We start from the raw sequence: 23760 nt of genomic DNA on the forward strand, positions 1-23760 counted from the left end.
TGCCCGGTGGAATGGTTTTTGTGAGGAGAGGCGGGCGTCATCGGCCGCAGGATTTGCAGTGGTGATGCCTGCCCGGCCAGCTATTCAAGCCCGTCACGAGCAAGCGTTTCACCGCTTGATGGGTCCGCTAGGTCTGACTTGTGGCCGTTTCAACGGCGGTCTGATGGATGGGCAGCGTGACCTTGAATGTCGTCCCCACGCCCACTTCGCTGCACACGGTGATCTGCCCACCGTGTTTGTTCACAATGCCGTAAGACAAGGACAAACCCAGGCCGGTGCCTTGGCCGACAGGCTTGGTTGTGAAGAATGGATCGAAGATGCGTTGCAGTGATTGCGGCGCAATGCCCGAACCATTGTCAGTCACCTCCAGCCACACCTGCTCACCCTGTACGCCGCTGCGCAGGATGATTTTGCCTCGTTGCTCGCCCATCGCCTGAGCGGCGTTGACCACCAGGTTCATGATCACTTGATTGATTTGCGATGGCAGGCATTCGATTTTGGGAAGCTCGCCGTACTCTTTGACGACATCAGCCTTGTACTTCAATTCGTTGGCGGCGATGTTCAGGGTTGAGTCGATGCCTTCATGCAGGTCCGCCCACTGCCATTGTTCACTGGATTCCACCCGTGAAAACGCTTTGAGGTCCTTGACGATCTTACCGGCGCGGCCGATGCCTTCTTTCGATTCCTTGATCAGGACGGGAATGTCTTCCATCAGGTAATCCAGCTCCACCTGTTCACGAAGCGCCGCCAATTGCTGTTCGGTGGATCCCGATTGCATCGCCTGCTCGGCCAGGCGGTAGGCGTCCAGCATCTCCTTGAGCTTGCCGAAGTAGCCTTCCAGGGTGCCCAGGTTGGAAGAAATAAAACCGATGGGGTTGTTGATTTCATGGGCCACGCCGGCGGCCAACTGCCCCAGCGAGGCGAGTTTTTCCGATTGCACCAATTGGCTTTCCAGCAGTTTTCGTTCGTCGATTTCCCGCCGCAGTGCTTCGCTGGTCTGGGTCAGTTCAGCGGTGCGCCGTTCCACCAGGTTTTCCAGTAGGTCCATCTGTACCGAAGCGCGCTCGGCCATTACCCATTTGTTGGTCAGGGTGTTGGCCAGTTGCTGGACTTCGATGTTGTCGAAAGGCTTTTTCAGAATCAGCAGGCGGTCGTGGCCCTGCAACCGATCCAGCAGCTCGTCCCAGGAGTAATCGGTGTAAGCGGTGCACACCACGACTTGCAGGCGCGGGTCAGCCACCCACAAATGCTCGATGGTCTTGGCGCCATCCCAGCCCTGAGGCATACGCATGTCCACGAACGCCAGGGCGTAAGGAAGATTCAGCGCAAGCGCCTCGTTGACCCTGGCCAACCCTTCCTGGCCGCCGTAGGCGGAGTCCAGCGTGAAGGGCTTACCGACGACCGGAATCTCGTTGCCGAACAAGGCCGCCTCCATCAGGTCCAGTTCCTCATTGGAGACGTTGGAGGGTGTGAGAATCTTGCGAAAATCTTCGTGAATGGACGGAGTGTCGTCGATCAGGAGGATGCGTCGGTTAGACAGACTTTTCATTGCACACCTGCGGCAGGCTTGAATGGGATATCCAGGGTGAACGAGGCACCTTTGCCGGGACCGTCGCTGTGGGCCGTCAACTGCCCGTTCATCTCGACTGCGGCCAGCGCGCAGCTGTGCAGTCCGAAGCCATGGCCCTCCTTGCGCGTGGTGAATCCATGAGTAAACAGACGCGGCAGGTTCTCCGGCGAAATACCTTCGCCTTCGTCCTTGACGCAGATGCGCAACGTCGTCCCCCCGACAATGTTTACCGCCAGGGTTATCTTGCGTGCCGCATTGTCGGTCTGGGACATGGCGTATTTGGCGTTGCTGATCAGGTTGATCATGATCAGCAGGATCCGGTGTTTGTCGCCCATTATTTCCGGCACGGTGCCGTACTCGCGTACCACGGCGACACTGTGCCGGGTCAAGGAGCCGGAGTTCATGTGCAGGGCGTCCTCCAGCAGGGAGGTAATGCTCAGTGATTCGACGAGATCGGCGGCGCCAGCATAGGACTGCTGTGTCGCCACGATTTCCTTGATGTGGTCCACGCTTTTGCTCAAGCGTTCCAGTTCCTCGGCGACGCTCTGGTGTTCCAGGTCCAGGGTGACTACCAGCTGATTCAGGTAACCGGGCAGCAGCCTGCCTTTGTCGTCCAGGGTCATGAAATTGCCAAGGTCTGCCGCATGCTCGTTCATCATGGCCACGGCCTTGGCCAGGCCACGAGCCTTGCTGTCGCGAACCCGGCGTGTCACCAGTTCTGCGGAAATGTTCACGCTGTTGAGCACGTTGCCAACGTTATGCAAAACGTTAGTGGCGATTTCCGCCATCCCGGCCTGACGCGCCGCATCCATCAGTTCGGTCTGCGCACTCCTGAGTTCGCGCGTGCGCTCCTCGACCCGCCGCTCCAGGCTTGCATTGGCTTCCTGCAAGGCTTTATTGACGTCGTTGATCACTTTGTAGCTGCGTACCAGTCGATGCACCAGGTACAACAGCAGCAGCGCCATTACCGCCGAAAGGATGATCAGGTACAGGTGGTACTGCTGCTCTTCTTCCACGGCTTGTTGTTGGTGAACATCGAGCATCTGGTTAATGGCATCCAGTCGTTGCGCCACAGGCACCGCGGCTATGCGACCCAGAAGATCATTGACGAAAGGCTGCTCCCGCTGGATCAGCTTGACGTGATTGAGCAGGATGTTGATCGAGGCGCTGAGCGGGGCCGGCAGGAGATCATTGGCCACCTGCACACGATTGATCCCCACTTCGAGCTCGGCCGACTTATCAGAGGTTGCCGACTGTGCGAATTCCAGGCTGGTCAACAGCAGGTCATAAATATTGGTCGCGGTGTTTTGCAGCAAGACGGGGTCTTCAACCCGTGCCAGCTGAAACTGAATGTCATCCGCTGCCGAGGGTAAAAATGCCAGAGAGTTACGCAGCACCGCATCGTGGGATTTGAATTGTTCCACCAGCTCTGTCTTGAGTTCCAGAGCCGCCAGGTAGACGTCGCGGTGGGCTTTCCATTCGTCGGATTGTTGGCCGGGTTCAAGGTGTAGCATCGTTTCAAAACTGGCCCCCAGACGCTTCATTTCCGTCAGGGGTGCGACCAGCAGGTCGTAATCCTGGGTGACGCCCATCCGCGACTTGAGGATTTCCGTTTCCCAGTGTGCATCCAGCTGTTTGAGCTGGCGTATCACGTCCCGGGATTCGAAGTAGGTTGAGGTCTCGTAGGAGATCGAATTGAAGTATAAAAACACCAGAACCGAGGCAATGCTCAAGGTTGCGGCACCTAATGAAACGTTCGAGCGTCGAGACAGTTTCATAGGGGTTTACCTGCCAGTTCACCGGTCAGGGTCTTCAGAAACTGCACAATCAGCGATTTATCCTGCTCAGACGCGACGCGGCCCAATTGATAGGTGAACATCACTTCGACGGCCTGTTCCAGGGTTGCGGCCGATCCGTCGTGAAAATAGGGCGCGGTGAGTGCGATGTTACGCAGGCTCGGCACCTTGAATACGTTGCGGTCGTTCTCGTTGCCGGTCACGAGAAAACGTCCCAGGTCAGCGTCCGTGACGTTGCCCCTGGTCTTGAAGTAATCACCCATGACCCCGAATTTCTGAAACATGTTGCCACCGATGTTGACCCCCTGATGGCAGGCAATGCAGCCGTACTGCTTGAAGCGCTGATAACCGTATTTTTCCTGCAGCGTCAGGATGTCCGTGTCACCTTTGAGGTAACGATCGAAGCGTGAGTTGGGGGTGATCAGCGTGCGCTCATAACTTTGCAACGCATGCTGGATGTTGGCGATGGTGACGCCATCCGTGTAGGCAGCGGCAAAGGCTTTCCGGTAATGACTGTCGCTGGACAGCTGGGCACTGACGTGTTCCCAGGAGCTGCCCATTTCCTGTGAGTTTTGCACCACTTCATGGATCTGTTCGGTCAGTGAATCGGCGCGACCGTTCCAGAACTGCTTGAAATTCAGTGCCGCGTTGAGCACAGTCGGTGTGTTGATCGCCAACGTACTGCCTTGAAAACCAATCGACAGCGGCTTGTCGTCGGCACCTCCACGGTCCAGGCGATGGCAACTGGCGCAGGAAAGCGTGCCATTGGCTGAAAGTCGTGCCTCGTTGAACAGCTGACGGCCCAATTCGACCTGCTGCGGGTCTTGTGCCTCGACATCAGGCAGCGGCTGGAGCGGCTCATTCAAGGGTTGTGCGACACTGGCGGTCGATACGCTCAGGATCAAGACGAGAACAACAAGCAATCCGTATGAAGACATCTGCAGCATCCTGTGCCAATGGAATGAGCTTCCGGGAAGCGGCGCAGACGGGGCCGGGCGCCGGACCGATATCTGTATGTCGGCTGCCGCAGGATTTTAGTTAGCCAGCCCGGCGAATATAAATGCCCTTCCCCAAGGTCATGGACTGACGCATTATCTCCAGCAGCAATGGAACATAACGCGCACAAATAAATGCTAATCAAGGTGTCGACATGGACGAGCAATCTGGTTCCGAGGTTGAATTCAAACCGAACGTGTTGCTGGTGGATGACGAGGAACTCATCCTCAGCAGTCTGCGTCGCTTATTGCGCTCTCACGGCTACAACCTGTTTTTTGCCGACAGCGGCGCCAAGGCGCTGGAAATCATGGCCGAGCAGCGCATTGATCTGGTCATGAGCGATGCGCGCATGCCCAATATGGACGGCGCGACGCTACTGGCCGAGGTGAACAAGCGTTATCCCTCGACCATGCGCATCCTGCTCACCGGCTTCGCCGACGTGGACATGATTGCCAAGGCGATCAACGAAGGCCGTATTCACAGCTACATCAGCAAGCCCTGGAACGATGAAGAGATGCTGCTGACCCTGCGCCAGCTGTTTGCGCATCAACACTCGGAACGTGAACGGGTACGCCTTGAAAAGCTCACCAAGGTGCAGAACGAAGCCCTGCAGTCGATGAATATCACCCTGGAAAACCGGGTCGCGGCCCGTACCGCCGAGTTGCAGCAGACTGCCGACATGCTCGATCTGGCGTACGACGAACTCAAGCGCAGCTACGCCACCAGCACTGAAGTGTTCTCGGTGCTGCTCAACCAGCGCCTGCCGCAGGACAAACAGACCAATCGGCAGATCATTGATCTGGTCCGCACTTACGCCCAGGTCCATCCCATGGATGAGGCCAGTCAGCGCGATCTGAGCATGGCGGCGGCGTTGCACAATATCGGCAAATTGAGCTGGACCGACAGCATGATGAGTGCGCCGGCGGACTTGCTCAATCACACCGAGCGCGACCGCTATCGCAGCTATCCAAAGAAAAGTGAATCGGTGCTGATGACGCTGGAGCCCATGCAGGATGCGGCGCGGCTCATTCTTCACCACCAGGAGCGCTGGGACGGCTCGGGCTTCCCCGACCATCTCAAGGGCGAGGCCATACCGTTCGGTTCGCGCCTGCTCAAGCTCGCCGTGGATTTTATTGAGCTGCAGCATGGCTTGATACTTGAGCGGCAGATGAACAGCGACGAAGCCCTGACCTTCATTCGCAAATACAGCGGGCGTCTGTACGATCCAGGCTTGCTGGAGGACTTCGTCAAGGTGTGCGCCATCTACCAGAGCGACGTGACCCTGGGCGATCCGCTGGTCAAGGGCTTTACCACGCGAGAGCTGGAGGCGGGGATGGCGCTGGCACGCAACCTGAGTGCCGACAATGGGATGCTGTTGCTCAACGCCGGCAAGGTGCTCAGCGAGCAACTGATCCAGAAACTGATTGCTTTCGAGGCTATGGAAGCCAGCAAGTACACCATCTTCGTGCGTCTGGAAGCACCGGTTCTCACCTGACAGCGGTCTGCCGGTCGCGCTTGGACGGTCAGCCTGTGCCTCATGGGTGCGCAGGCTGACCGTTACAAGCTCAAAAAGTGCCTGTCTTCAGTGAAAAAATACGACCGTTCGTCGTAATCCCCGCAAAAAATCCCCCTCAAAAAATGTATCAGCGACGCTACCGCAGCAAAAAAATGACGCGGGGCCCCGGCCTAGAGGCCTCGTGGGCCATCAATTGCCATCCAAATGAATCGGTACACGTTCTGACTCAAATAATGGCCAAATAATAGCCTTTGTCATTAAGTGTTGTTTTATTGACGCCAATGCTCTGTCGTCGCTGCTATTTAAACCGAATATCCAGCCGATACTCCAGACGAAGCCAGTGGGCAGTAAAAGCCCGATATAGACACTTTGTCGGTGCGCCAGCGCACCTCGTGAGTATGCAATGATCGATCTCGCCATGTGGAACTTGTCTATACCTGTCGGCACGCCGGCCCAGACCATTGATACCCCGCAACTGCTCGGGGGTTATCAGGATGGCTATTTCCAGTCGGGCAATACCCTGTTTTTCTGGGCACCGGTGACGGGCTCGCGCACTGCAAACGCCACCTACCCCAGAACCGAGTTACGGGAAACCAAGGCAGACGGCAGCGTGAATAACTGGACGTACTCCCAGGCAGACAATTTTCTGCGGGCCGCCCTGATGGTCAATCAGGTGCCGTCCACGGGCAAGATCGTGATCGGGCAGATCCATTGCTACCAGAGCACGGAGCCGCTGCTCAAGGTTGAATATCAGTACAAGGAAAAACTTCAGACAGGCAACATCGTCGCCAAATTCCGCCGCAGCCCGGACGCGGAAATCGAGGTCATCACCATTGCCCAGGGCGTGCCTTTGAATCAGCGCTTCAGCTACAGCATTCACCTGACCCCGGCTGGCAACCTCACGGTCAATGCGTCGGACGCTGTGTGGAACGTCAAGCTTGATTCGGCCTGGAGCACCAAGCTGCTGTATTTCAAGGCAGGGGTTTATACCCAGGACAACACCGGCTACGCCACTGAAGGCGGCTCGGCGACGTTCTACAAGTTGACGATCAACCACGATAAGAAGGCGTGATGTTGTTTTGTGGCGGGGAGGGTTAACACGCCTGCTTGCGGGCGCATACAGGAGCAACCTTAGCCGGGAGGGGGCTCCCGGCTAAAGCCGGTATTCAAGGTTGGGCGGGGTTATCAGTCGACTCAGTTCAGACCCAGTTTGCCACGCAAGGTGGACAAGTCTTCTGCCAGGGTATTGACCGGGCCGATGAGGGCCTTGCGGTCGTTTTCCTTCACCTTGTCGTAAGTCTCGAAACCGCCATCCTTGGTTTTGTATTTGGCAAGGATCTTATCCACGGTGGCGAAGTTCTTGTCGACCTTGTCGGCGAAGGCTTTATCGGATTTCTCGATTTGCGGGCGGAACAGGTCGACGATTTTCTTGGCGCCGTCGATGTTGCCCTGGAAGTCGTACAGGTCGGTGTGGCTGTATCGGTCTTCTTCACCGGAGATCTTGGTGGCCGCCACTTCTTCGAGCAGTGCCGCAGCGCCGCCGACCACTTTTTCAGGCGGGAAGGTCAGGCCACTGACGCGGGTTTGCAGGTCATTGACGTCGGCCATCAGCTTGTCGGCAATCGGGCCTTGGTCCTGGGTGGTGTTCTGGGAAAACAGTGCGTACTCCAGGCGATGGAAACCGGTGAAATCTTCGGCGTTCACCCCGGCTTCATGGTCATCTACGCGTGAATCGATAGCGGCATCCAGATCGCTGAACAGCTCAGCCATGGGTTCGATTTCTTCATAGAACACGCGAGTGGGCGCGTAGAGCTTCTTGGCCGTCGCCAGGTCGCCTTTCTTGACGGCGTCGGTAAATTTCTGCGTGTGGCTGACCAGCTCGCTGATTTGCTCAGTGACATAGATTTTGTAGTCCGACACTGGCCCTACCAAGTCAAGGGGAGCAGTCGTTGCAAACGCCGACAAGGGGGTTTGCAGCAAGCCAGCGGTGAGCAGCAAAGCAAAGGGCAACTTTCTCATGGGACTCTTCCTGTTCAAGTGGTAGCGCATACGCAGTTTTAGTAAGAAATCACGCGGTTCGAGCGGGCGTGGCCGCTGCCTGCAGCAGCGAGCGACCCATGAAATCCTGAGCATCGACCACGCCGGGCAAGGTGAAGAAGTAACCGCCGCCGACCGGCTTGAGGTACTCCTCCAGCGGCTCACCGTTGAGACGGGTCTGCACGGTGATGAAGCCTTTTTCCAGGTCGGACTGGTAACAGATGAACAGCAGGCCCATGTCGAGCTGGCCGTTCTTGTTGACGCCATTGGAATAGTTGAAAGGCCGACGCAGGATCAGGTTGCGCTGGGTTTCGGCGGTACGCGGGTTGGCCAGGCGAATATGCGAATCGAGCTTGGTCTTCTTGCCGTGGGGATCCGCCGCGTAGTCAGGCACATCGGTTTCAACCTTGCCGTCCATGGGCGCGCCGGTGGTTTTGACTCGGCCGAAAATGCCTTCCTGTTCCTGCAATGGCGTGCGGTCCCAACGTTCGACAAAGTTGCGAATGATGCGCACAGCCTGATAACTGCCGTTGGCCGCCCAGGCCGGTTCATCGCTGCCGGGTTGCACCCAGACCAGCTCGTTCATGGCCTTCTGGTTATTGGAGTCCGGGTTGGCGGAGCCATCGCGGAAACCGAGAAAATTACGCGCGCTTTCCGGCGGTTGCCCCGGCTTTTTCGGCGCTTGCGGCGGCACGCTGCCTTCCTGTTTCCAGCGCACCAGCAGCAGGTCCGGCAGGTTCTTCACGATGTCGCGCAGGGCGTGAATGTTGCTGTCGGCGCTGTTGGCGCAGAACTGGATGCTCAAGTCGCCGTGGCAGCTGTCGGCCTCCAGTGCGTCGTTGGGAAAACCCACCATCCGGCTCAGGCGCTTGGGCTTGACCGCTTGCAGGCCAAAACGCTCGTCGAACAAGGATTCGCCCACGGAAACCGTGATGGTCAGGTTGTCCGGCGTGACCACCGGCCCGAGGATGCCGGAGTCCAGAGGCGGCAACTTGGGATCGACTTCCGGCACGGGACCACCGGTCATCAGGAACGCAATGCGCTCATTGAGCGTGCGGAACAGGCGCTCCAGGTCTTTACGATCAGAGGCCAGCACGTCAAACGCCACCAACATGCCCGAAGCGGGGCGCGGGTTGACGATGCCTGTCTGGTGAGCGCCGTAAAACGAGTTGCGGTCTTCGGTCTTTTCGCTTTTTGGCGCTTCGGTCACCTGGGCTGGCGTTTGAGCGGCTGCCAGCACGTTGCCGCTCAGGCTGCTGCCTGCCAACGCGGCACCCGCCGCACCAAGGCCTAGCAGGACGCGGCGACGCTGGACAGACTGCGGGGCGTTGTTTGTATCGGAGTCGCTCATGGAATAAGTCTTCGCTCGATAATCAGGGTGAAAGGGCTCTACTTGAGGCCAGCAAGGCACAGTTCAGCGTCGTGAGGCGCACTTTTTGTCAGAGGCCAGACAGGCCCAGTGCTGGATCGATTTCCTGAAGTGCATCAGCCAATGCCTTGGCTTTTTCCGCGATCAGCTTGCGCTGCTCAGCCGTGACCTGATCGTAAGGGCGGTAGCCCGCGTCAGTGCTCAGGCCATTGAGTTCGGTGTCCAGTGCCGCCGCTGCGCTGTCAATCTTCTGCAGCAGATCCCCGGAGTTTTTCGCCAGCAGCGGACGAATCAGGTCGACCACCTTGCGCGTGCCTTCCAGATTGGCCGCAAAGCCGTTGAGGTCCAGATGGCTGTAGCGTTCTTCTTCGCCGTTGGCGCGGATTTCGGCCAGGCTGCGCATGGTGCGTACGACGATGCTCGCCAGTTGCTCAGGCGCCAGGCTCTGGGCCAACAGTTGTTGCTTGAGCGAGGTGACGTCGGTGAGCAGGCGTTGCGCGACAGGCGTCAGGCCGTCCACGGTTTTCTTCTCGAACAGCGCGTACTCGATGCGGTGGAAGCCGCTGAAGCCGGGGTCCTGTTCGCGTTTTTCGTAGTAATCGGCGCGGGCATTGATGGCGTTGTCCAGTTCGGACAAGCGCTGGGCCGCCGGGGCAATGCGCTGGTAAGCGGCGCGAGCCGGGCCATAGGCGGCTTGGGCGGCATTCAAGTCGCCGGCTTCAATCGCTTGCTGCAATGCCGTGACGGCTTTGATCAGCGCAGAGCCTTGCATGCTCAAGTACACGCGGTATTCGGACAGTGGGCCAATGAACGCGACCATGGAAGGGCGGGCCTTGGCGTTGGCGTCTGACTCGGCCGTGGGCGTGACGTGCAGCGTGCCCCGCGGATTGCTCAGCAGACCGCAGGTGATCGCGTAATCGCCTGGCATCAGGTTGGCGTTGATCACCTGACTCAAGCCCGGCGCGATATTTTCCCGCTCTTCGACCACCAGCACGCCATCAAGGATTTCCCATTCCACGGCGCGTTCGGAGCGGTTGACGATACGGAACGCGTTCTTGCCCGCTGCAACGGTCAGGTCATTGGGCTCGCACGCATGGGCGTGGAGGGTGACCACGGTTTCTGCCTGAGTGTTGGCGGCGCGTTTTTTCATGGCGTTCTGTGAGGCGTAGTAAAACAGCCCGCCTGCCGCGATCATCAGGACCACGGAACCGGCGACGGCCAATCGCAAGGCGCGGGGAGGCTTGGCTTTCTCTGATAGCCCTGTGGGACGATTCGACATGTGTGCCCTTATTCGTTCGTAGCTGAAGATGAGTGCGGATGCGCAGGCCGGGTGGGCAGACTCACCACCGGGGCGCTGGGCAGAAAGAACAGCACCAGCGCGACGATCAGGTAGATCAGATACACACTGAGAGTGCTGACGGTGGGTGCATCCTGATAGCCGAACATGCCTGCCAGAATCGAACCGGTCGGCCCGTCCATTGGCAGCGTGGCGCTGAAATCGAAGACCACGGTCTGCAAGTGATTCCAGAGGCCGGCTTCATGCAGTGCCTGCACTGAGTTGGCGAGGATCCCGGCGGCGACCACCAGAATGAACAGGCCGGTCCAGCGGAAAAACAGGCTGAGGTTCAGGCGCATGCTGCCGCTGTAGATCGCAAACCCCACGGCAACCGCCAGGATCAGACCGAGCAGGGCACCCAGAGGCGCACTCGGGCCTTCGCTTTGCTGGAACACGGCGAGCAGGAAAAACACGGTTTCCAGCCCTTCCCGGGCCACGGCGAAGAACACCATGGCGATCAGCGCGTAGGTCTGGTTTTTCGAACCGGCCAGGGCGGCGTCCAGGGACATGTGCAGGGAATGCTTGATCGAACGAGCGACCTTACGCATCCAGAACACCATGGAGCTGAGGATGCCCACGGCGACGAGGCCGACCACGCCTTCGAACAATTCCTGCTGTTTTTGCGGGAATTCAGCGCTGACCATTTCCAGGCCACCGCCCACGAAAAGTGCCAGTGCCGCCGCGAGGAAAACGCCAATCCACACGGCGGGCATCCATTCTCCGCGACCGGTCTGTCTCAGGTAACTGGCGATGATGCCAACGATAAGCGCGGCTTCAATTCCTTCGCGCAGCATGATCAAAAAAGGAACGAGCATGTTTCACCAGGGTCATTGCGGTAGGCTGATTCGTTTCAGCTGCATGGAGAAGGACCATGGCCTGAAACAATGTGTAACATAATGATACTCATTATTGAATGCGCATAGTTGTTTTTTTGAATGAGATTGGTTTCGCATTCTCGTTCAGTATCGGTTCAGGAAGGGACGTCAGGCGATGATCAGCAGTTGGCAGCGCTGATCCGTGAGGGGGTCATTGCGGTGGGCGTCGCGTTTCGAATCGGGCGGCAACATCGGCAGTTTCGGTGCTGACTCCCGAATCGCGCTTGGCGGTGTTTGGGTGAGCGCGGCATGGACGAGCGAAAGGCAACAGCGAATAGCAAAAGCCGGAGTCACTCATCCGTTGGGCGTGGCGGTCAACATGCAAACATGCGTCTGCGGTTAGGATTCACAACCCGCTCAAAATCCCGTACGCCAGCTTCACCCGCGCTTCATTGGGGTAGTTTTTGTTGGCCAGGATCACCACGCCGATTTTCTTCTCCGGCACAAACGCTACGTAGCCCCCAAAGCCATTGGTGGAACCGGTTTTGTTGATCCAGACGTTTTGCTGCGGGGCGAGTGGCGGGTTGAGCGCTGTGGCGGGCCGGGTTTCGTAGGCCATCGTGTTGGCGTTGCCTGCCAGCAGCGCCTCAATGGATACCGGGTAAGCGTATTGCTCCCAGACCAAATCCTGGGTCATCCCGCCCACGTTGAAATAGCCCGTATGTGTTTGTGTCAGAGCCTGCTTGAGGTTCGGCTCGATTTGAACAACATCCATATTCGCCTCGACAAAACGAAGCAGGTCGCTGGCGCTGGATTTCATGCCATAGGCTTCGGCACCCAGCACGCCGCCCTGCAACCGGATCGGTTGATCCTGTTTGCTGTAGCCCTGGGCATAGAGAGGCATCTTGCTTGCCGGTACATTCAGCCAGGTATTGTGCAAACCCAACCGGGGCAACAGTTGCTGTTCCATGGCGTGTTCAAACGGCAGGTTCATGGCCTTGGCCGTGATCAGACCCAGCATGCCGATGCTAGGGTTGGCGTAGGTTCTGTTGGACCCCGCCACGTACTGCGGCTGCCAGTCCTTCAAGTATTCCATGAGCTGTTGAGTGTTTTGCACCTTGTCCGGCACCTGCAACGGAAAGCCACCGGCGGTGTGGGTGCCCAGATTCAGCAACGTCACTTCGTCAAACGCGCTGCCTTTTAGTTCTGGCAGGTAGTTGCCCGGATGATCGTCGAGAGACAGCTTGCCCTCGGCCTGAGCGTAGGTCGCCAGGGTCGCGGTGAAGGTTTTGCTGATGGAGCCGAGTTCAAACAGGGTGTCGCGGGTGACTTTTGCCCCGGTTTCTTTCGAGGCCACTCCGAAGTTGTAAAAGCGTTGCTGGCCCTCGACGGTGAGTGCGATGGCGAGGCCGGGGATGTTGTACTGCTGCATAACCGACCGCGCTTCATTGGCCACGCTTGCGTCCGTGGTTGTTGCATCAGCCTTGGCCTGAGCGCCGAATACCAAGGCGCCAGCGACGAACAGCGCCTTGAAGGGGGAGGGGGTGATCGGTGACATGCATTGTGCCTCGGTTGCTGAGGGGACCATGAAAGCGGGCGGCATCTTGATGCCGCTGGAACAGCTTTTTATCACAGCCTTACCGCCCGTCGCGACGATCCGTTGCCGCCGGGCGAAGCTCGGTTCAAACGTGTTGAATCCCGGCACGCTTGAGCAGTTGCTTGCAGCGCTCGGACAAATGCACCACCCGCAGATGCTTGCCAGCCTTGCTGTAGCGCTCACGCAAGGTCTTGAGGGCCGCGATGGCCGAGTAGTCGATGAAGCTCAGATGGCGGCAGTCCAGCGTCACCATTGCGGGATCGTCCCCAGGGGTGAACTGGTTCAGAAATGGCGTGGTAGAGGCGAAGAACAGCGTGCCGTGCAACCGATACAATTTGCTGCCGTCTGCTTCCAGATACGCGTCGGCGTACAGCTCACGGGCTTGCTGCCAGGCAAAATTGATCGCGGCGATGATGATCCCGAACAGCACCGCCGTAGCCAGGTCGGTGAACACGGTCACCACCGTCACGGCAATGATCGCCAGCACATCATGTGCCGGGACCTTGCGCAGCACCCGCAGCGAAGCCCAGGCGAAGGTTTGCTGGGCCACCACGAACATCACGCCCACCAGCGCCGCCAAGGGAATTTCTTCGATCAGCGGCGAGAGAAACAGCACAAACATCAGGATCATTACGCCAGCCACGACCCCGGACAGCCGACCTCGTCCGCCCGAGTTGAGGTTGATGACGGTCTGCCCGATCATCGCGCATCCGCCCATGCCGCCACACACGCCGGATGCCATGTTCGCCACGCCCAGGGCAATGCATTCGCGATCCGGCCGGCCAGCGCTTTCGGTGATCTCATCGGTCAGGTTCAGGGTCAGCAGGGTTTCCAGCAATCCGACCAGTGCCATCAGCACGGCGTAGGGCGCGATGATGCGCAGGGTTTCCAGATTCCAGGGCACAGCAGGCAATGCCAGGCTTGGCAGGCCACCGGCGATGTGGGCCATATCACCCAGGGTGTGGGTCGGCAGGTCGAACAGATAAACCAAAAGGCCGACGCCCAGAATCGCGAACAGTGCCGGCGGCGCTGCACGGGTCAGGCGCGGCAGCAGGTAGACAATGGCCATGGTCAGTGCAACCAGACCGAGCATCAGGTAAAGCGGCCCGCCACTGAGCCAGGTTTCACCGGTCTTGAAGTGCTCCAGTTGGGCCAGGGCAATCACAATCGCCAGGCCGTTAACGAAGCCGAGCATCACCGGGTACGGCACAAGGCGGATCAGTTTGCCCAATCGCAGCAGGCCGAACAGCACCATCAGGATGCCGCCCAGCAGTACCGTGGCCAGTAAATACTGCACGCCTTGCTGGACCACCAGCGCGATGATGACCACCGCCATTGACCCGGCAGCACCGGAAATCATCCCCGGCCGGCCACCGAACAACGCGGTCAAGGTGCAGATAATGAACGCACCGTATAACCCCATCAGCGGGTTGAGGTGGGCGACGAGGGCGAAGGCGATGCACTCCGGTACCAAAGCAAAGGATGTAGTGAGTCCGGCCAGAACATCGGCACGTATACGAGCTGGTTTCATGGTTTACCTGACGTGCAAGGCAGACTGGGCAGCTGCCTGGGGCGCAAAAAAGGAGTGATGTTACGGAATGCGAAGCGGGTCGGCCAGCATTCATGGGCTGCATGAGCCAACGTGTTGGCGAGGCGGCGGTCAGGAATATTCCGGAAAATCGCCTCGCGAACACCTTCGCTCCTCCCTTATGATTGCGGGCTTTACCCAGGCGAGCGGTGGTTCCGGATGAGTGTCGTGTCCCCTTTGCAGGCTTACCAGCAAGCGCTCGAGCAACGCGGTTTCCAACCGGACCCGGCACAATTGCGCGCCGCCCAGGAGTTGGAAACCTGCTATCTGGCCTTGGGCAAAAAACCGGGAACGGCCAAAGGTGTTTATCTGTGGGGGCCGGTCGGGCGGGGCAAAACCTGGTTGATGGACCGGTTTTTTGACAGCCTGACCGTCCCGGCCCGACGCCAGCACTTTCATCACTTCATGCGCTGGGTGCACAAGCGCATGTTCGAATTGATGGGCACCGCCAAACCGCTGCAGGTGCTGGCCAGGGAGCTGGCCCGGGATGTGCGCGTTTTGTGTTTTGACGAGCTGTTCGTCAATGACATCGGCGATGCGGTGATTCTGGGCGGGCTGTTGCAGGTGATGTTCGAGGAGGGAGTGGTGCTGGTCTGCACGTCGAATCAGCCTCCCGATGAACTGTACAGCCACGGTCACAACCGCGAGCGGTTCCTGCCAGCCATTGCCGCGATCGACCGCTACATGAATGTGGTCACGGTGGACGGTGGCGAAGATCATCGGCTGCATCCGGGGCAACTGCATCAGCGTTACTGGGTCACCGAGCCGGGCCAGGGGAGCGCGCTGGAAGCGGTTTTCGAGGCGCTCAGCGCCGGCCAGACAGCCTCCACCGATCCGGTGCCGGTTGGGCATCGCACGATCAATTGCGTGCGCAATAGCGAAACCGTGCTGTGGTGCCGTTACGCCGAGTTGTGTGAACAACCGTTGGCGGCCATGGATTTCATCGAACTGTGTGATCGTTTTTCGGCATTGATGGTCAGTGAAGTACCGGCGTTGAGCGCGCCCCAACGTGAAGGCAAGATCGCCCGTGGCACCGAAGATGCGGTGGAGCAGGTTGTGGCGGGCGACCGGGAATTGCCGCAGTTGTCGCCCCATGACGATGGGGTGCGGCGTTTCATTGCGTTGGTGGACGAATGCTACGACCGGCGCGTGCCGCTGTTCGTCGAGGCTGAAGTGCCCATGGCGCAGCTGTATTGCGAAGGCTATCTGTCCTTCGCGTTCCGCCGCACCTTGAGCCGTCTGCAGGAGATGCAACTGGAGCGCTTTGGCATTGCCTGATGAGCATCGGGTTTGTCGCTGCGCAGGGGCTACTCGTCACTGAAAAAATCCGCCACGTCACCGTTCGATAACCCAAGACCTGTGCCAGGCTGCTGCGCTTGCCCGGCCAAGCCTGACGGGTGTTTGTTCTCAAGGAGCTTGCATGACTTCCATCAGCACCCCTGCACCGATTGCGGTGGGACGACTGGAACAGTTTTCTACCCGAGTGGCGTTTTTCATTGCCGGTTTCAGCCTCGCGGCCTGGGCGCCCTTGGTGCCTTATGCCAAGGCCCGCGTCGGGCTGGATGAAGGCACCCTGGGCTTATTGTTGCTCTGCCTGGGTGTCGGCTCGATCATCGCCATGCCGCTGGCGGGGGCCTTGGCAGTGCGGTTTGGCTGCCGGCGTGTGCTGGTCATCTCAACGGCGCTCATCTGTCTGTGTCTGCCGCTATTGGCGACGGTTTCCAGTTTGCCGCTGTTGATCGCCACATTGTTTGTGTTCGGCGCCAGCATGGGGGCGCTGGATTGCACGGTGAATATTCAGGCAATCATTGTCGAGCGGGCCAGCGGCAAAACCATGATGTCCGGCTTTCACGGCCTGTTCAGCCTGGGCGGCATTGCCGGTGCGGCGGGGGTCGCCGGGTTGTTGAGCCTTGGCGCTTCACCGTGGCTGTCGATGTTGATCGTGGTGGCGTTTGTGGCGCTTTGCCTGTTCAAGGCTGCGCCTCATCTGCTGACCTACGGCAGCGAAACCGATGGCCCGCCGTTCGCCATCCCTCGGGGCGTGGTGCTGTTCATTGGTCTGCTGTGCTTCACGGTGTTCCTCACCGAGGGCGCGATGCTCGACTGGAGCGCGGTGTTCCTCAGCTCCCTGCGCGGCGTTGAAACATCCTATGCCGGGCTGGGCTACGCGGTGTTCGCCCTGACCATGACCCTCGGGCGTTTTTTTGGCGACGCCATCGTGCGCCGGGTCGGCCCCAGTCGGGTGATCATTCTCGGCGGCCTGTGCGCGTCGGCAGGTTTGGCGCTGGCCACTTTGGTTCCGTCATGGGAAGCCGCGCTGTTGGGTTACGCGCTGGTGGGCGCAGGTTGTTCCAATATTGTCCCGGTTTGCTACAGCGCGGTCGGCCGCCAGAAAAGCATGCCGGAAAACGTGGCCGTTCCGGCGATCACCACGTTGGGCTACGCGGGGATTCTGGTAGGCCCGGCGGCGATCGGTTTCATTGCCCACGTCAGCAGCCTGGAACTGGCGTTCCTGATCGTCGCGGTGATGTTGCTGGGCGTGGCGGCGGGCGGGAGTCGGCTGAAGGCCTGAAACGGTCAGAGCGGCCGCGTCGGGTTGGGCGCGGCCTGCAATTGACGCTGGATGATGCGCTCCCGTGCGTGGTCGTACAGCCAGTTGAACCCCAAGGTGTACGGCAGAAAAAGCAGCAGCAGGCCTACATCCAGCAGAAAGGCTTCGAGCCAGCCAATGGACAGCCACCAGGCCGCCAGCGGAACCACCACCAGAATCAGGCCGCCCTCGAAACCCAGAGCATGGGCGATACGCGCCTTGAGCGACAGGGCAAACCCAAGCCTGCGTCGCAAGCGGTCGAACAGCGCATTGAACAGCATGTTCCACAGCATGGCCACGGTGGAAATCATCACCGTCATCGCGCCCATCTTGCCCAGCGAGTAACCCAACAGCCACGCCAGCAAGGGCGCAAACAGCAACACGCCGATGAGCTCGAAGAGCAGCGCGTGCAGGGCGCGCTCCTTGATGGATTTTGTCGGGAGGGTGTGTTGCATGGTTTCTTGACCTTTCGAGTTACCTGGAGTGCGCTGGCTCGGGATTTGGTTCACCCGCATGACAAGCACGGGGTGCATTCTCATCGGTCATTGCGCTAAAGTGAAAATACTTTCCATCGGAAAAACCGATACAAGGTGTCCATGAGCTATTCACCCGAAGCCCTTGAGGCCTTCGCCCAGGTCGTCGCGCTGGGTTCTTTCAGCGCTGCTGCACGGCGTCTGGGCAAGAGCCAGTCAACCATCAGCGAGGCTATCTCCCGTCTGGAAATAGACCTGGGCCTGGCGCTGTTCGACCGTTCGTCCCGGCAACCGGTCCTTACCGAAGCGGGCAAGGCCATGCTCGGGCGCATCGAAGACGTGCTGGCCGCTTCGGACAAGCTGCGCCGGGCCGCAGGGCGGCTGGCCCAAGGGATGGAACCGCGCCTGACGCTGGTGTTGTCCGACGCCAATCAGTTCGCCGACTTCGAGATCCGCATGGCCGAACTGGACCAGCGTTTTCCCGAACTGGAGCTTGAGTGTGTGTTTGCCGAGCACGGTGATGCGATCAACCTGATCCAGTCGGGCCGCGCATCCCTGGGGCTGTTGTCGGCGCAGCCCAGTTACCCGCCGGAAATCGGCTACGCGACCATTGCCGAGCGGGCCGATTTCGGGCTCTTTGTCGGGCACAAACACCCATTGGCTGCCGAGGAACAGGTGGACTACCAGAAGCTGGCGGCCCATCGGGCGCTGCGCCTGAACACACTGGTGGACCAGAGCGTGCCCACGGACGACCTGCCCGTCAGCGGTCATCGGCCATGGTCGGCCCCCAACTATCTGCTGTTGATGGACATGGCGGCATTCGGCTTCGGCTGGTCGGCATTGCCCCGGTGGCTGGTCAAGGGGTACGCCGGCGGTAAGTTGAAAGAGTTGCAGGTTCCCGGCTGGCCGCGCAGCTCCGCCGTCGATGTCATCTGGTCCCGGCAGCGCAGCCTGGGACCTGCGGGCGCCTGGCTGTTGGAGACGTTTACCCGGCATCGCGGCGAGCGGTAGGGGGTGTAGGTCATGCTTTCAAAGGGCGTGGGTTCTAACGAGGTCGCTCACTGATGGTTATCAATCCTGTCGAACAGCAAGACGTCCCGGCCGTGCTGGACTTTGTGCTGCGCGCCCGGTCAGACATTTTCCCGATGCTGGAGGGTGCTGACCTGCCAGCGGATCTGGCGAACTTTGCTCAGGTGTACCTTGAAGACGAAGGCGGGCACTTTCTGATTGCCCGATGCGACGGGCAGATTGTCGCCGCCATTGGCTATCTGCCCTACGACAAACGATTTGGCCAGCTGGATTTGGGGCAGCGCCGGGTGGTGGAAATCGTCCGGCTGTTCGTCATTCCAGCGTTTCGCCGATCAGGTCTGGCGACCCGGATCTTCCTCGCCCTCAAGGCGCACGCGATGGAGCAGGGTGTTGAAGTGTTGTATCTGCACACCCATCCGTTTTTGCCCGGCGCTGTCGGCTTCTGGCAACGGCAGGGGTTTGAGGTGATCGATGTGGAAGACGATCCGGTCTGGCGCACAACGCATATGGCGTGCGGAGTGTGACGGCGATGCCCGGCAGGCCGTTGAGTGGGTTGTAACACTGCCGTGGTGATCGGCGTCTATGACCGAAACCGTAAAATCCGTGCGCCGTCGTGGGGATCGATCAGGTAGTGAGCTTCAACGCCGAAGGTATCCCGCAGCCGCTCACAGGTCAGCACCTGCGCCGGAGCACCGATGGCGATCAAATGGCCCTTGTCCATCACCGCCAACCGATCGCAGGCCAGTGCCTGATTCAGGTCGTGCAACGCAATCAGCGTGGTGACGGGTAAAGATCGCACCAAACCCAGAATGCTCAACTGATGCTGGATATCCAGGTGGTTGGTGGGTTCGTCCAGCAGCAGGATTTGCGGACGCTGGGCCAGGGCGCGGGCGATGTGAACCCGCTGACGCTCGCCACCGGAAAGGCTGTGCCAGGCACGCTTGCGTTTGTCGGCCATGTCCACATCGACCAATGCCTGCTGCACGATTTCATCGTCGGCACTGGACCATGGCGTCAGCGCCGAAAGCCAGGGCGTGCGGCCCAGTTCCACGGCGTCCAGCACACTGATGGCATCCGAGGTTTCAGCCTGCTGCTCGACGACCGCGATCATTTGCGCGATATCACGGCGCGCCATGTGGGCCAGAACCCTGCCATTGAGGTGGATCTGGCCTTCAGCGGGCGCCTTGATGCCCGAAAGCAGCTTGAGCAGGCTGGATTTGCCGGAGCCGTTGGGGCCGATCAAGCCCAGTGTTTCCCCGCGCTTCAGCTCCAGGTTGACGCTTTTGACGATGGCCGTGCCCTTGACTGACCAGCTCAGGTTCGAGCAGGACAGCACGTGGTTGTGCGCTTCAGGCGTTTGCAGGCTATTCATCGACCGCCCTTGGCTTTTATCAGGATCACGGCAAATACCGGCGCACCGATCAGCGCTGTGATCACGCCGACGGGCAGCACCTGGCCCTTGATAACCGTGCGTGACAACACGTCAGCGGCGATCAGGAACAGCGCGCCACTCAAGGCACTGAGGGGGATCAGCCGCCCGTGGCGCACCCCGACCAACAGCCGTGCGGCATGGGGGACCACCAGACCGACGAAGCCAATGGAGCCCACCAGCGACACCATGACGGCCGTCACCAGCGCCACCGTGGCGATCAGCACCACCTGAACCTGTCGTACCGGAATGCCGAGGGCCGCCGCCGAATCGCTGCCGAACATGAACGCATCCAGCGCGCGACGATGCCAGAGGCAAATGCCCAGCCCGATCAACACCACCGGCACCGCCAGCGTCACCGACTGCCAGCGCACGCCGCTGAGGCTGCCCAGCAACCAGAACATGATGCCCCGGGCCTGTTCAGAGCTGGCCGACTTGGTAATCAGAAATGAAGTCAAAGCGTTGAACAATTGTGAACCCGCGATGCCTGCCAGAATGATCTGCCCGCTGCCACTGACCGCGCCGGTGCTGCGCGCCAGCAAGGCGACCAAGGCGAAGGCCGCGATTGCCCCACCAAAGGCACCCATGGACAGCGAGATGGCACCCGCGCCCAGCCCGATAATCGAGACCAGCACGGCGCCGGTTGAAGCCCCGGCAGAAATCCCCAACAGGTAGGGATCAGCCAGCGGGTTGCGCAGCAGCGATTGCAGCACCACCCCGGAAATCGCCAGGCCCGCGCCGCATGCCGCTGCCACCAGCGCACGGGTCAGGCGGTAGTTCCAGACAATGCCTTCATCAATGGGATCCAGCACAAAACCGGCCCCCCACAACTTATTGGCCAGCACTTGAAACACCAACGACAGGCTGACCGGCGTTTCACCGATGGCAATGCCCGCCAATATCGCGGCCAGCAAAACAGGGATGACCCAGGCCGCGTGCAGACATACCCTGCGCACGACCTGGCCGCCGGTCACGGCTCTCATTGGCTCAGGTCAACCCGGTCGATGGCGTCGGCCAGTTCGTTGATGCCGTCAAACATGCGCACCGAGGCCTGCATGGCGTCGGCATCAAGGATCACGATGCGATTGTGTTTCACCGCGTCCATGTTTTGGGTCACAGGATCGGTCTTCAGGAAGTCGAGTTTTTTCTGGAAGTCATCAGCGGGGAAGCGACGGCGATCCATGCGGGCGATCACGATCACCGTGGGGTTGGCCCTGGCGATGGTTTCCCAGCCCACGGTGGGCCATTCTTCATCCGACTCGACCACGTTACGCAGCCCCAGCGTATCCATCATGAACCCCGGAACACCCTTGCGGCCGGCCACAAACGGGTCAACCTTCAGGTCTGCGCTGGAAAACCAGAACAGCGCCGAAGCGTCCGTCAACTGCTTGGCCTTGACACTGGCCTGAGCCTTGGCGAGGCCAGCACGCAAGTGTGCGGTCAATTCATCGCCACGGTCTTGCACGTCAAAAATCTGCGCCAGCTGCGTCACGGTCTTGAAGAGGCTGTCGACGGAAAAGGGCTTGAGCCGCGTGCCATCGGCACCGATCAGATTGTCTTTGCCCTCGCAATCGGAAGGCATGATGTACGTCGGGATATTCAGTTCGCTGAACTGCTCGCGGGTGCCCACAGCGCCTTGCGGGCCGACCATCCATTCAAACTGCACCGGCACAAGGTCAGGACGTTTGCTGATCACCGATTCAAAACTGGGCTCGTTGTTGGCCAGGCGCAGGATACGGTCGTTCACGTCCTTGAACTGCGGCAGCACCGTGTTGAACCACAGCGACGTGCCGACCACTCTATCGGCCAGCCCCAGGGAGTAGAGGATTTCAGTGCCAGCCTGACCGATGGTCACGGCTTTGCCCGGCGCTTTATTGAACGTCAATGGCACGCCGCAGTTATCGACAGTCAACGGATAGTGCGTCGGACCGGCGGCCAGGGTCAGCGCGGAAAATCCCGCACTGGCAAGCAATACGACAAGGCGAGGCAAGGGCATGAAACGCTATCTCCATTCGAACACGTGTCCGGACGGCGGTGTGAGGGCAGGAGAAACATCAGCCGCCGTTGCTGGCGACGAGCCATGGCCGGTCCGGCAGCAAACGGTCATGTACCCGTTCTGACGAAAGTCCTCCCCGGACACCCCGCCGGTGGGTCAATTGCCAGGCTGCACAAAACAGGATCGCACGCTCGCGCGCGGTCTTTTTTCGGGCAGTCCTGAGTCGGCAGGTCTCCTGACTGATGCGTCATCGCCATGCTCCCACCTTCCCGGGCGGACCCAGTGGCATAAAGGAGCGGCTCTGCATCTACAGTTGCGGGGGCAGTTCCGGTTAATGACCATAGGCCATCATGGATTCCCTATTAATCCCGTTTGGGAACCGACGGGCGGCATGGTAATGGATTACAACCGGACCGGGGAAGTTTTACCGCGGGCCAGTTTCTGGCCCGAGGATGGCCGTATGATGACGGATCGGTGAACCTTATCGACCGCCAGTCGGTCGATACATGCACGCTGACTGAGGGTGCCGATTAAAAATCGGCATGACGACGCCCAGCCTGCCTTATTTTTCGGAGATGCTCCCTGTGATATCGACTCAACGCACGGCCTGGCTCAAAGCCTGGGGTGCACATGCTTTCACCGCTACCGGCGTGGTCATAGCGTTCATGGCAACCATCGCGCTGTTTGAAGACCAGCCCAAGGCCTGCCTGCTCTGGCTGGGCCTGGCGCTGGTGGTGGACGGAGTCGATGGCTCCCTGGCGCGCAAATTCAACGTCCAGACAGTATTGCCGGGTTTCGACGGGTCGGTGCTTGATCTGGTCATCGACTACCTGACCTACGTATTTATTCCTGCGCTGTTCATCTACCACTACATTGATCTGCCGGACCACACCACATTGCTCTGTACGGCAGTGATTCTGGTGTCTTCGCTGTTTTGTTTCTGCAACCTGGAAATGAAAAGCAAAGACAACTATTTCCAGGGTTTTCCCGCCGCCTGGAACGTGGCAGCGCTGTGCATCTACATCATTTCGCCGGGCCCATGGGTGGCCTTGCTGACCATCTTCGGCTTGGCGCTGCTGACCCTGACACGCATGAAATTCCTGCACCCGTTTCGCGTGCGCCGCCTGATGCCGCTGAACATCACCGTCACCACCGTCTGGCTGGTGTGCAGCGCCTTGCTGGTGATCGATCATCCGGCCCAAAGCCCGACGGTAATGATTGTCTGGCTGGCGATGTCGGCTTACTTCCTGGGTATTTGCCTGTGGCGAACTTCGCTGGAATGGCTAGGGAAATTGCGGGGTTGATGCGGGTGGCGAGCACGAGTGGCGGTAATGTTTCGCTCGCCACATCATCACCGGTCGTCCAGTAAGTTCGAACTCCCGCCATGCAGCCCTTTCCAAATCAAGTCAGTCCATTCATTGACTTGTTTTTGTGAGGGCACCATGAGCACTCGACCTGTCGCTACCCAAACCCCCGAATCGCCGGCTCCTGATCCTGGGGAACCCGAGCACGAGGCGCGCCCTGACGATGACGTGCGCAACGCCGAGGACAACGAAGTGGAACCGGATGATCCGGATATCGCGGGCAATGACGGTTCTGGCACGCCGAGCTAGCAGGGTTGCT

Annotated in this window: 21 protein-coding genes and 1 riboswitch; of the genes, 8 read left to right on the forward strand and 13 right to left on the reverse strand. The window is 59.5% G+C overall.

Annotation, left to right across the window (positions count from 1 at the left end; translation table 11 throughout):
* Nucleotides 1-127 precede the first annotated feature (127 nt).
* The 3 genes from ACP7B0_RS13070 to ACP7B0_RS13080 are packed head-to-tail and all read right to left on the reverse strand — an operon-like array spanning nt 128 to nt 4304.
* Nucleotides 128-1549 carry an ATP-binding protein gene (locus ACP7B0_RS13070; protein ID WP_426141816.1) on the reverse strand — a complete coding sequence of 474 codons (1422 nt, stop codon included), beginning with the start codon at nt 1547-1549 and terminating at the stop codon, nt 128-130.
* Nucleotides 1546-3348 (reverse strand): DAHL domain-containing protein, encoded by a 1803-nt coding sequence (locus ACP7B0_RS13075; RefSeq protein WP_426141817.1) that lies wholly within the window; start codon nt 3346-3348, stop codon nt 1546-1548. The genes ACP7B0_RS13070 and ACP7B0_RS13075 overlap by 4 nt, the downstream gene beginning before the upstream one ends.
* Nucleotides 3345-4304, reverse strand: a complete 960-nt coding sequence (locus ACP7B0_RS13080) for a cytochrome-c peroxidase (RefSeq protein ID WP_426141818.1) — start codon at nt 4302-4304, stop codon at nt 3345-3347. The genes ACP7B0_RS13075 and ACP7B0_RS13080 overlap by 4 nt, the downstream gene beginning before the upstream one ends.
* 212 nt (nt 4305-4516) lie before the next feature.
* Here ACP7B0_RS13080 and ACP7B0_RS13085 point away from each other — a divergent pair, with 212 nt between their 5' ends.
* Nucleotides 4517-5857 (forward strand): HD domain-containing phosphohydrolase, encoded by a 1341-nt coding sequence (locus ACP7B0_RS13085; protein ID WP_426141819.1) that lies wholly within the window; start codon nt 4517-4519, stop codon nt 5855-5857.
* 424 nt (nt 5858-6281) lie between these two features.
* On the forward strand, nt 6282-6950 hold the full coding sequence (locus tag ACP7B0_RS13090) for a polysaccharide lyase family 7 protein (RefSeq protein WP_426141820.1): 669 nt from the start codon (nt 6282-6284) through the stop codon (nt 6948-6950).
* 122 nt (nt 6951-7072) lie between these two features.
* On the opposite strand, the gene efeO (ACP7B0_RS13095) is transcribed toward ACP7B0_RS13090, so the two are convergent.
* The 6 genes from efeO (ACP7B0_RS13095) to ACP7B0_RS13120 all read right to left on the reverse strand — a co-directional run bounded on the left by efeO (ACP7B0_RS13095) (nt 7073) and on the right by ACP7B0_RS13120 (nt 14563).
* Nucleotides 7073-7897 carry an iron uptake system protein EfeO gene (gene efeO / locus ACP7B0_RS13095; protein ID WP_426141821.1) on the reverse strand — a complete coding sequence of 275 codons (825 nt, stop codon included), beginning with the start codon at nt 7895-7897 and terminating at the stop codon, nt 7073-7075.
* Nucleotides 7898-7946: 49 nt separating this feature from the next.
* On the reverse strand, nt 7947-9266 hold the full coding sequence (gene efeB, locus ACP7B0_RS13100; RefSeq protein WP_426141822.1) for an iron uptake transporter deferrochelatase/peroxidase subunit: 1320 nt from the start codon (nt 9264-9266) through the stop codon (nt 7947-7949).
* An 88-nt stretch (nt 9267-9354) separates the two neighbouring features.
* Nucleotides 9355-10563 (reverse strand): iron uptake system protein EfeO, encoded by a 1209-nt coding sequence (efeO, locus tag ACP7B0_RS13105; RefSeq protein ID WP_426141823.1) that lies wholly within the window; start codon nt 10561-10563, stop codon nt 9355-9357.
* A gap of 8 nt (nt 10564-10571) precedes the next feature.
* The gene (gene efeU / locus ACP7B0_RS13110; protein WP_426141824.1) at nt 10572-11435 is read right to left on the reverse strand and encodes an iron uptake transporter permease EfeU; all 864 of its coding nucleotides are present in this window, start codon (nt 11433-11435) and stop codon (nt 10572-10574) included.
* A 406-nt stretch (nt 11436-11841) separates the two neighbouring features.
* Nucleotides 11842-12993 (reverse strand): class C beta-lactamase, encoded by a 1152-nt coding sequence (ampC, locus tag ACP7B0_RS13115; RefSeq protein ID WP_426141825.1) that lies wholly within the window; start codon nt 12991-12993, stop codon nt 11842-11844.
* Nucleotides 12994-13117: 124 nt separating this feature from the next.
* Nucleotides 13118-14563 (reverse strand): SulP family inorganic anion transporter, encoded by a 1446-nt coding sequence (locus ACP7B0_RS13120; RefSeq protein WP_426141826.1) that lies wholly within the window; start codon nt 14561-14563, stop codon nt 13118-13120.
* 216 nt (nt 14564-14779) lie between these two features.
* Between ACP7B0_RS13120 and zapE the strand changes: the two genes are divergently transcribed.
* A complete protein-coding gene (gene zapE / locus ACP7B0_RS13125; protein ID WP_426141827.1) occupies nt 14780-15898 on the forward strand; it encodes a cell division protein ZapE in 1119 nt (372 codons plus the stop codon).
* Nucleotides 15899-16040: 142 nt separating this feature from the next.
* Nucleotides 16041-17192 carry an MFS transporter gene (locus tag ACP7B0_RS13130; protein WP_426141828.1) on the forward strand — a complete coding sequence of 384 codons (1152 nt, stop codon included), beginning with the start codon at nt 16041-16043 and terminating at the stop codon, nt 17190-17192.
* 5 nt (nt 17193-17197) lie between these two features.
* Here ACP7B0_RS13130 and ACP7B0_RS13135 read toward each other — a convergent pair whose 3' ends face one another.
* Nucleotides 17198-17665, reverse strand: coding sequence for a multidrug/biocide efflux PACE transporter (locus tag ACP7B0_RS13135; RefSeq protein ID WP_426141829.1), 468 nt, complete (start codon nt 17663-17665; stop codon nt 17198-17200).
* 141 nt (nt 17666-17806) lie between these two features.
* Between ACP7B0_RS13135 and ACP7B0_RS13140 the strand changes: the two genes are divergently transcribed.
* Nucleotides 17807-18694 (forward strand): LysR family transcriptional regulator, encoded by an 888-nt coding sequence (locus tag ACP7B0_RS13140; RefSeq protein WP_426141830.1) that lies wholly within the window; start codon nt 17807-17809, stop codon nt 18692-18694.
* A gap of 53 nt (nt 18695-18747) precedes the next feature.
* On the forward strand, nt 18748-19236 hold the full coding sequence (locus ACP7B0_RS13145; protein WP_426141831.1) for a GNAT family N-acetyltransferase: 489 nt from the start codon (nt 18748-18750) through the stop codon (nt 19234-19236).
* A gap of 56 nt (nt 19237-19292) precedes the next feature.
* On the opposite strand, the gene ACP7B0_RS13150 is transcribed toward ACP7B0_RS13145, so the two are convergent.
* Genes ACP7B0_RS13150 through ACP7B0_RS13160 form a run of 3 tightly spaced genes read right to left on the reverse strand, consistent with a single transcriptional unit; the run spans nt 19293 to nt 22137 of the window.
* Complete coding sequence (locus ACP7B0_RS13150; protein WP_426141832.1) at nt 19293-20084, reverse strand: ABC transporter ATP-binding protein; 792 nt, start codon at nt 20082-20084, stop codon at nt 19293-19295.
* Nucleotides 20081-21124, reverse strand: coding sequence for a FecCD family ABC transporter permease (locus ACP7B0_RS13155; protein ID WP_426141833.1), 1044 nt, complete (start codon nt 21122-21124; stop codon nt 20081-20083). The genes ACP7B0_RS13150 and ACP7B0_RS13155 overlap by 4 nt, the downstream gene beginning before the upstream one ends.
* Complete coding sequence (locus ACP7B0_RS13160; protein WP_426141834.1) at nt 21121-22137, reverse strand: ABC transporter substrate-binding protein; 1017 nt, start codon at nt 22135-22137, stop codon at nt 21121-21123. The genes ACP7B0_RS13155 and ACP7B0_RS13160 overlap by 4 nt, the downstream gene beginning before the upstream one ends.
* 208 nt (nt 22138-22345) lie before the next feature.
* Nucleotides 22346-22536: riboswitch (cobalamin riboswitch) on the reverse strand.
* A gap of 185 nt (nt 22537-22721) precedes the next feature.
* Between ACP7B0_RS13160 and pcsA the strand changes: the two genes are divergently transcribed.
* Together pcsA and ACP7B0_RS13170 are read left to right on the forward strand one after the other, a co-directional pair.
* The gene (gene pcsA, locus ACP7B0_RS13165; protein ID WP_426141888.1) at nt 22722-23441 is read left to right on the forward strand and encodes a phosphatidylcholine synthase; all 720 of its coding nucleotides are present in this window, start codon (nt 22722-22724) and stop codon (nt 23439-23441) included.
* Nucleotides 23442-23579: 138 nt separating this feature from the next.
* Nucleotides 23580-23750 (forward strand): hypothetical protein, encoded by a 171-nt coding sequence (locus ACP7B0_RS13170; RefSeq protein ID WP_426141835.1) that lies wholly within the window; start codon nt 23580-23582, stop codon nt 23748-23750.
* Nucleotides 23751-23760 lie beyond the last annotated feature (10 nt).

Source organism: Pseudomonas sp. DWP3-1-2 (assembly GCF_049896285.1).
Classification (GTDB): domain Bacteria; phylum Pseudomonadota; class Gammaproteobacteria; order Pseudomonadales; family Pseudomonadaceae; genus Aquipseudomonas.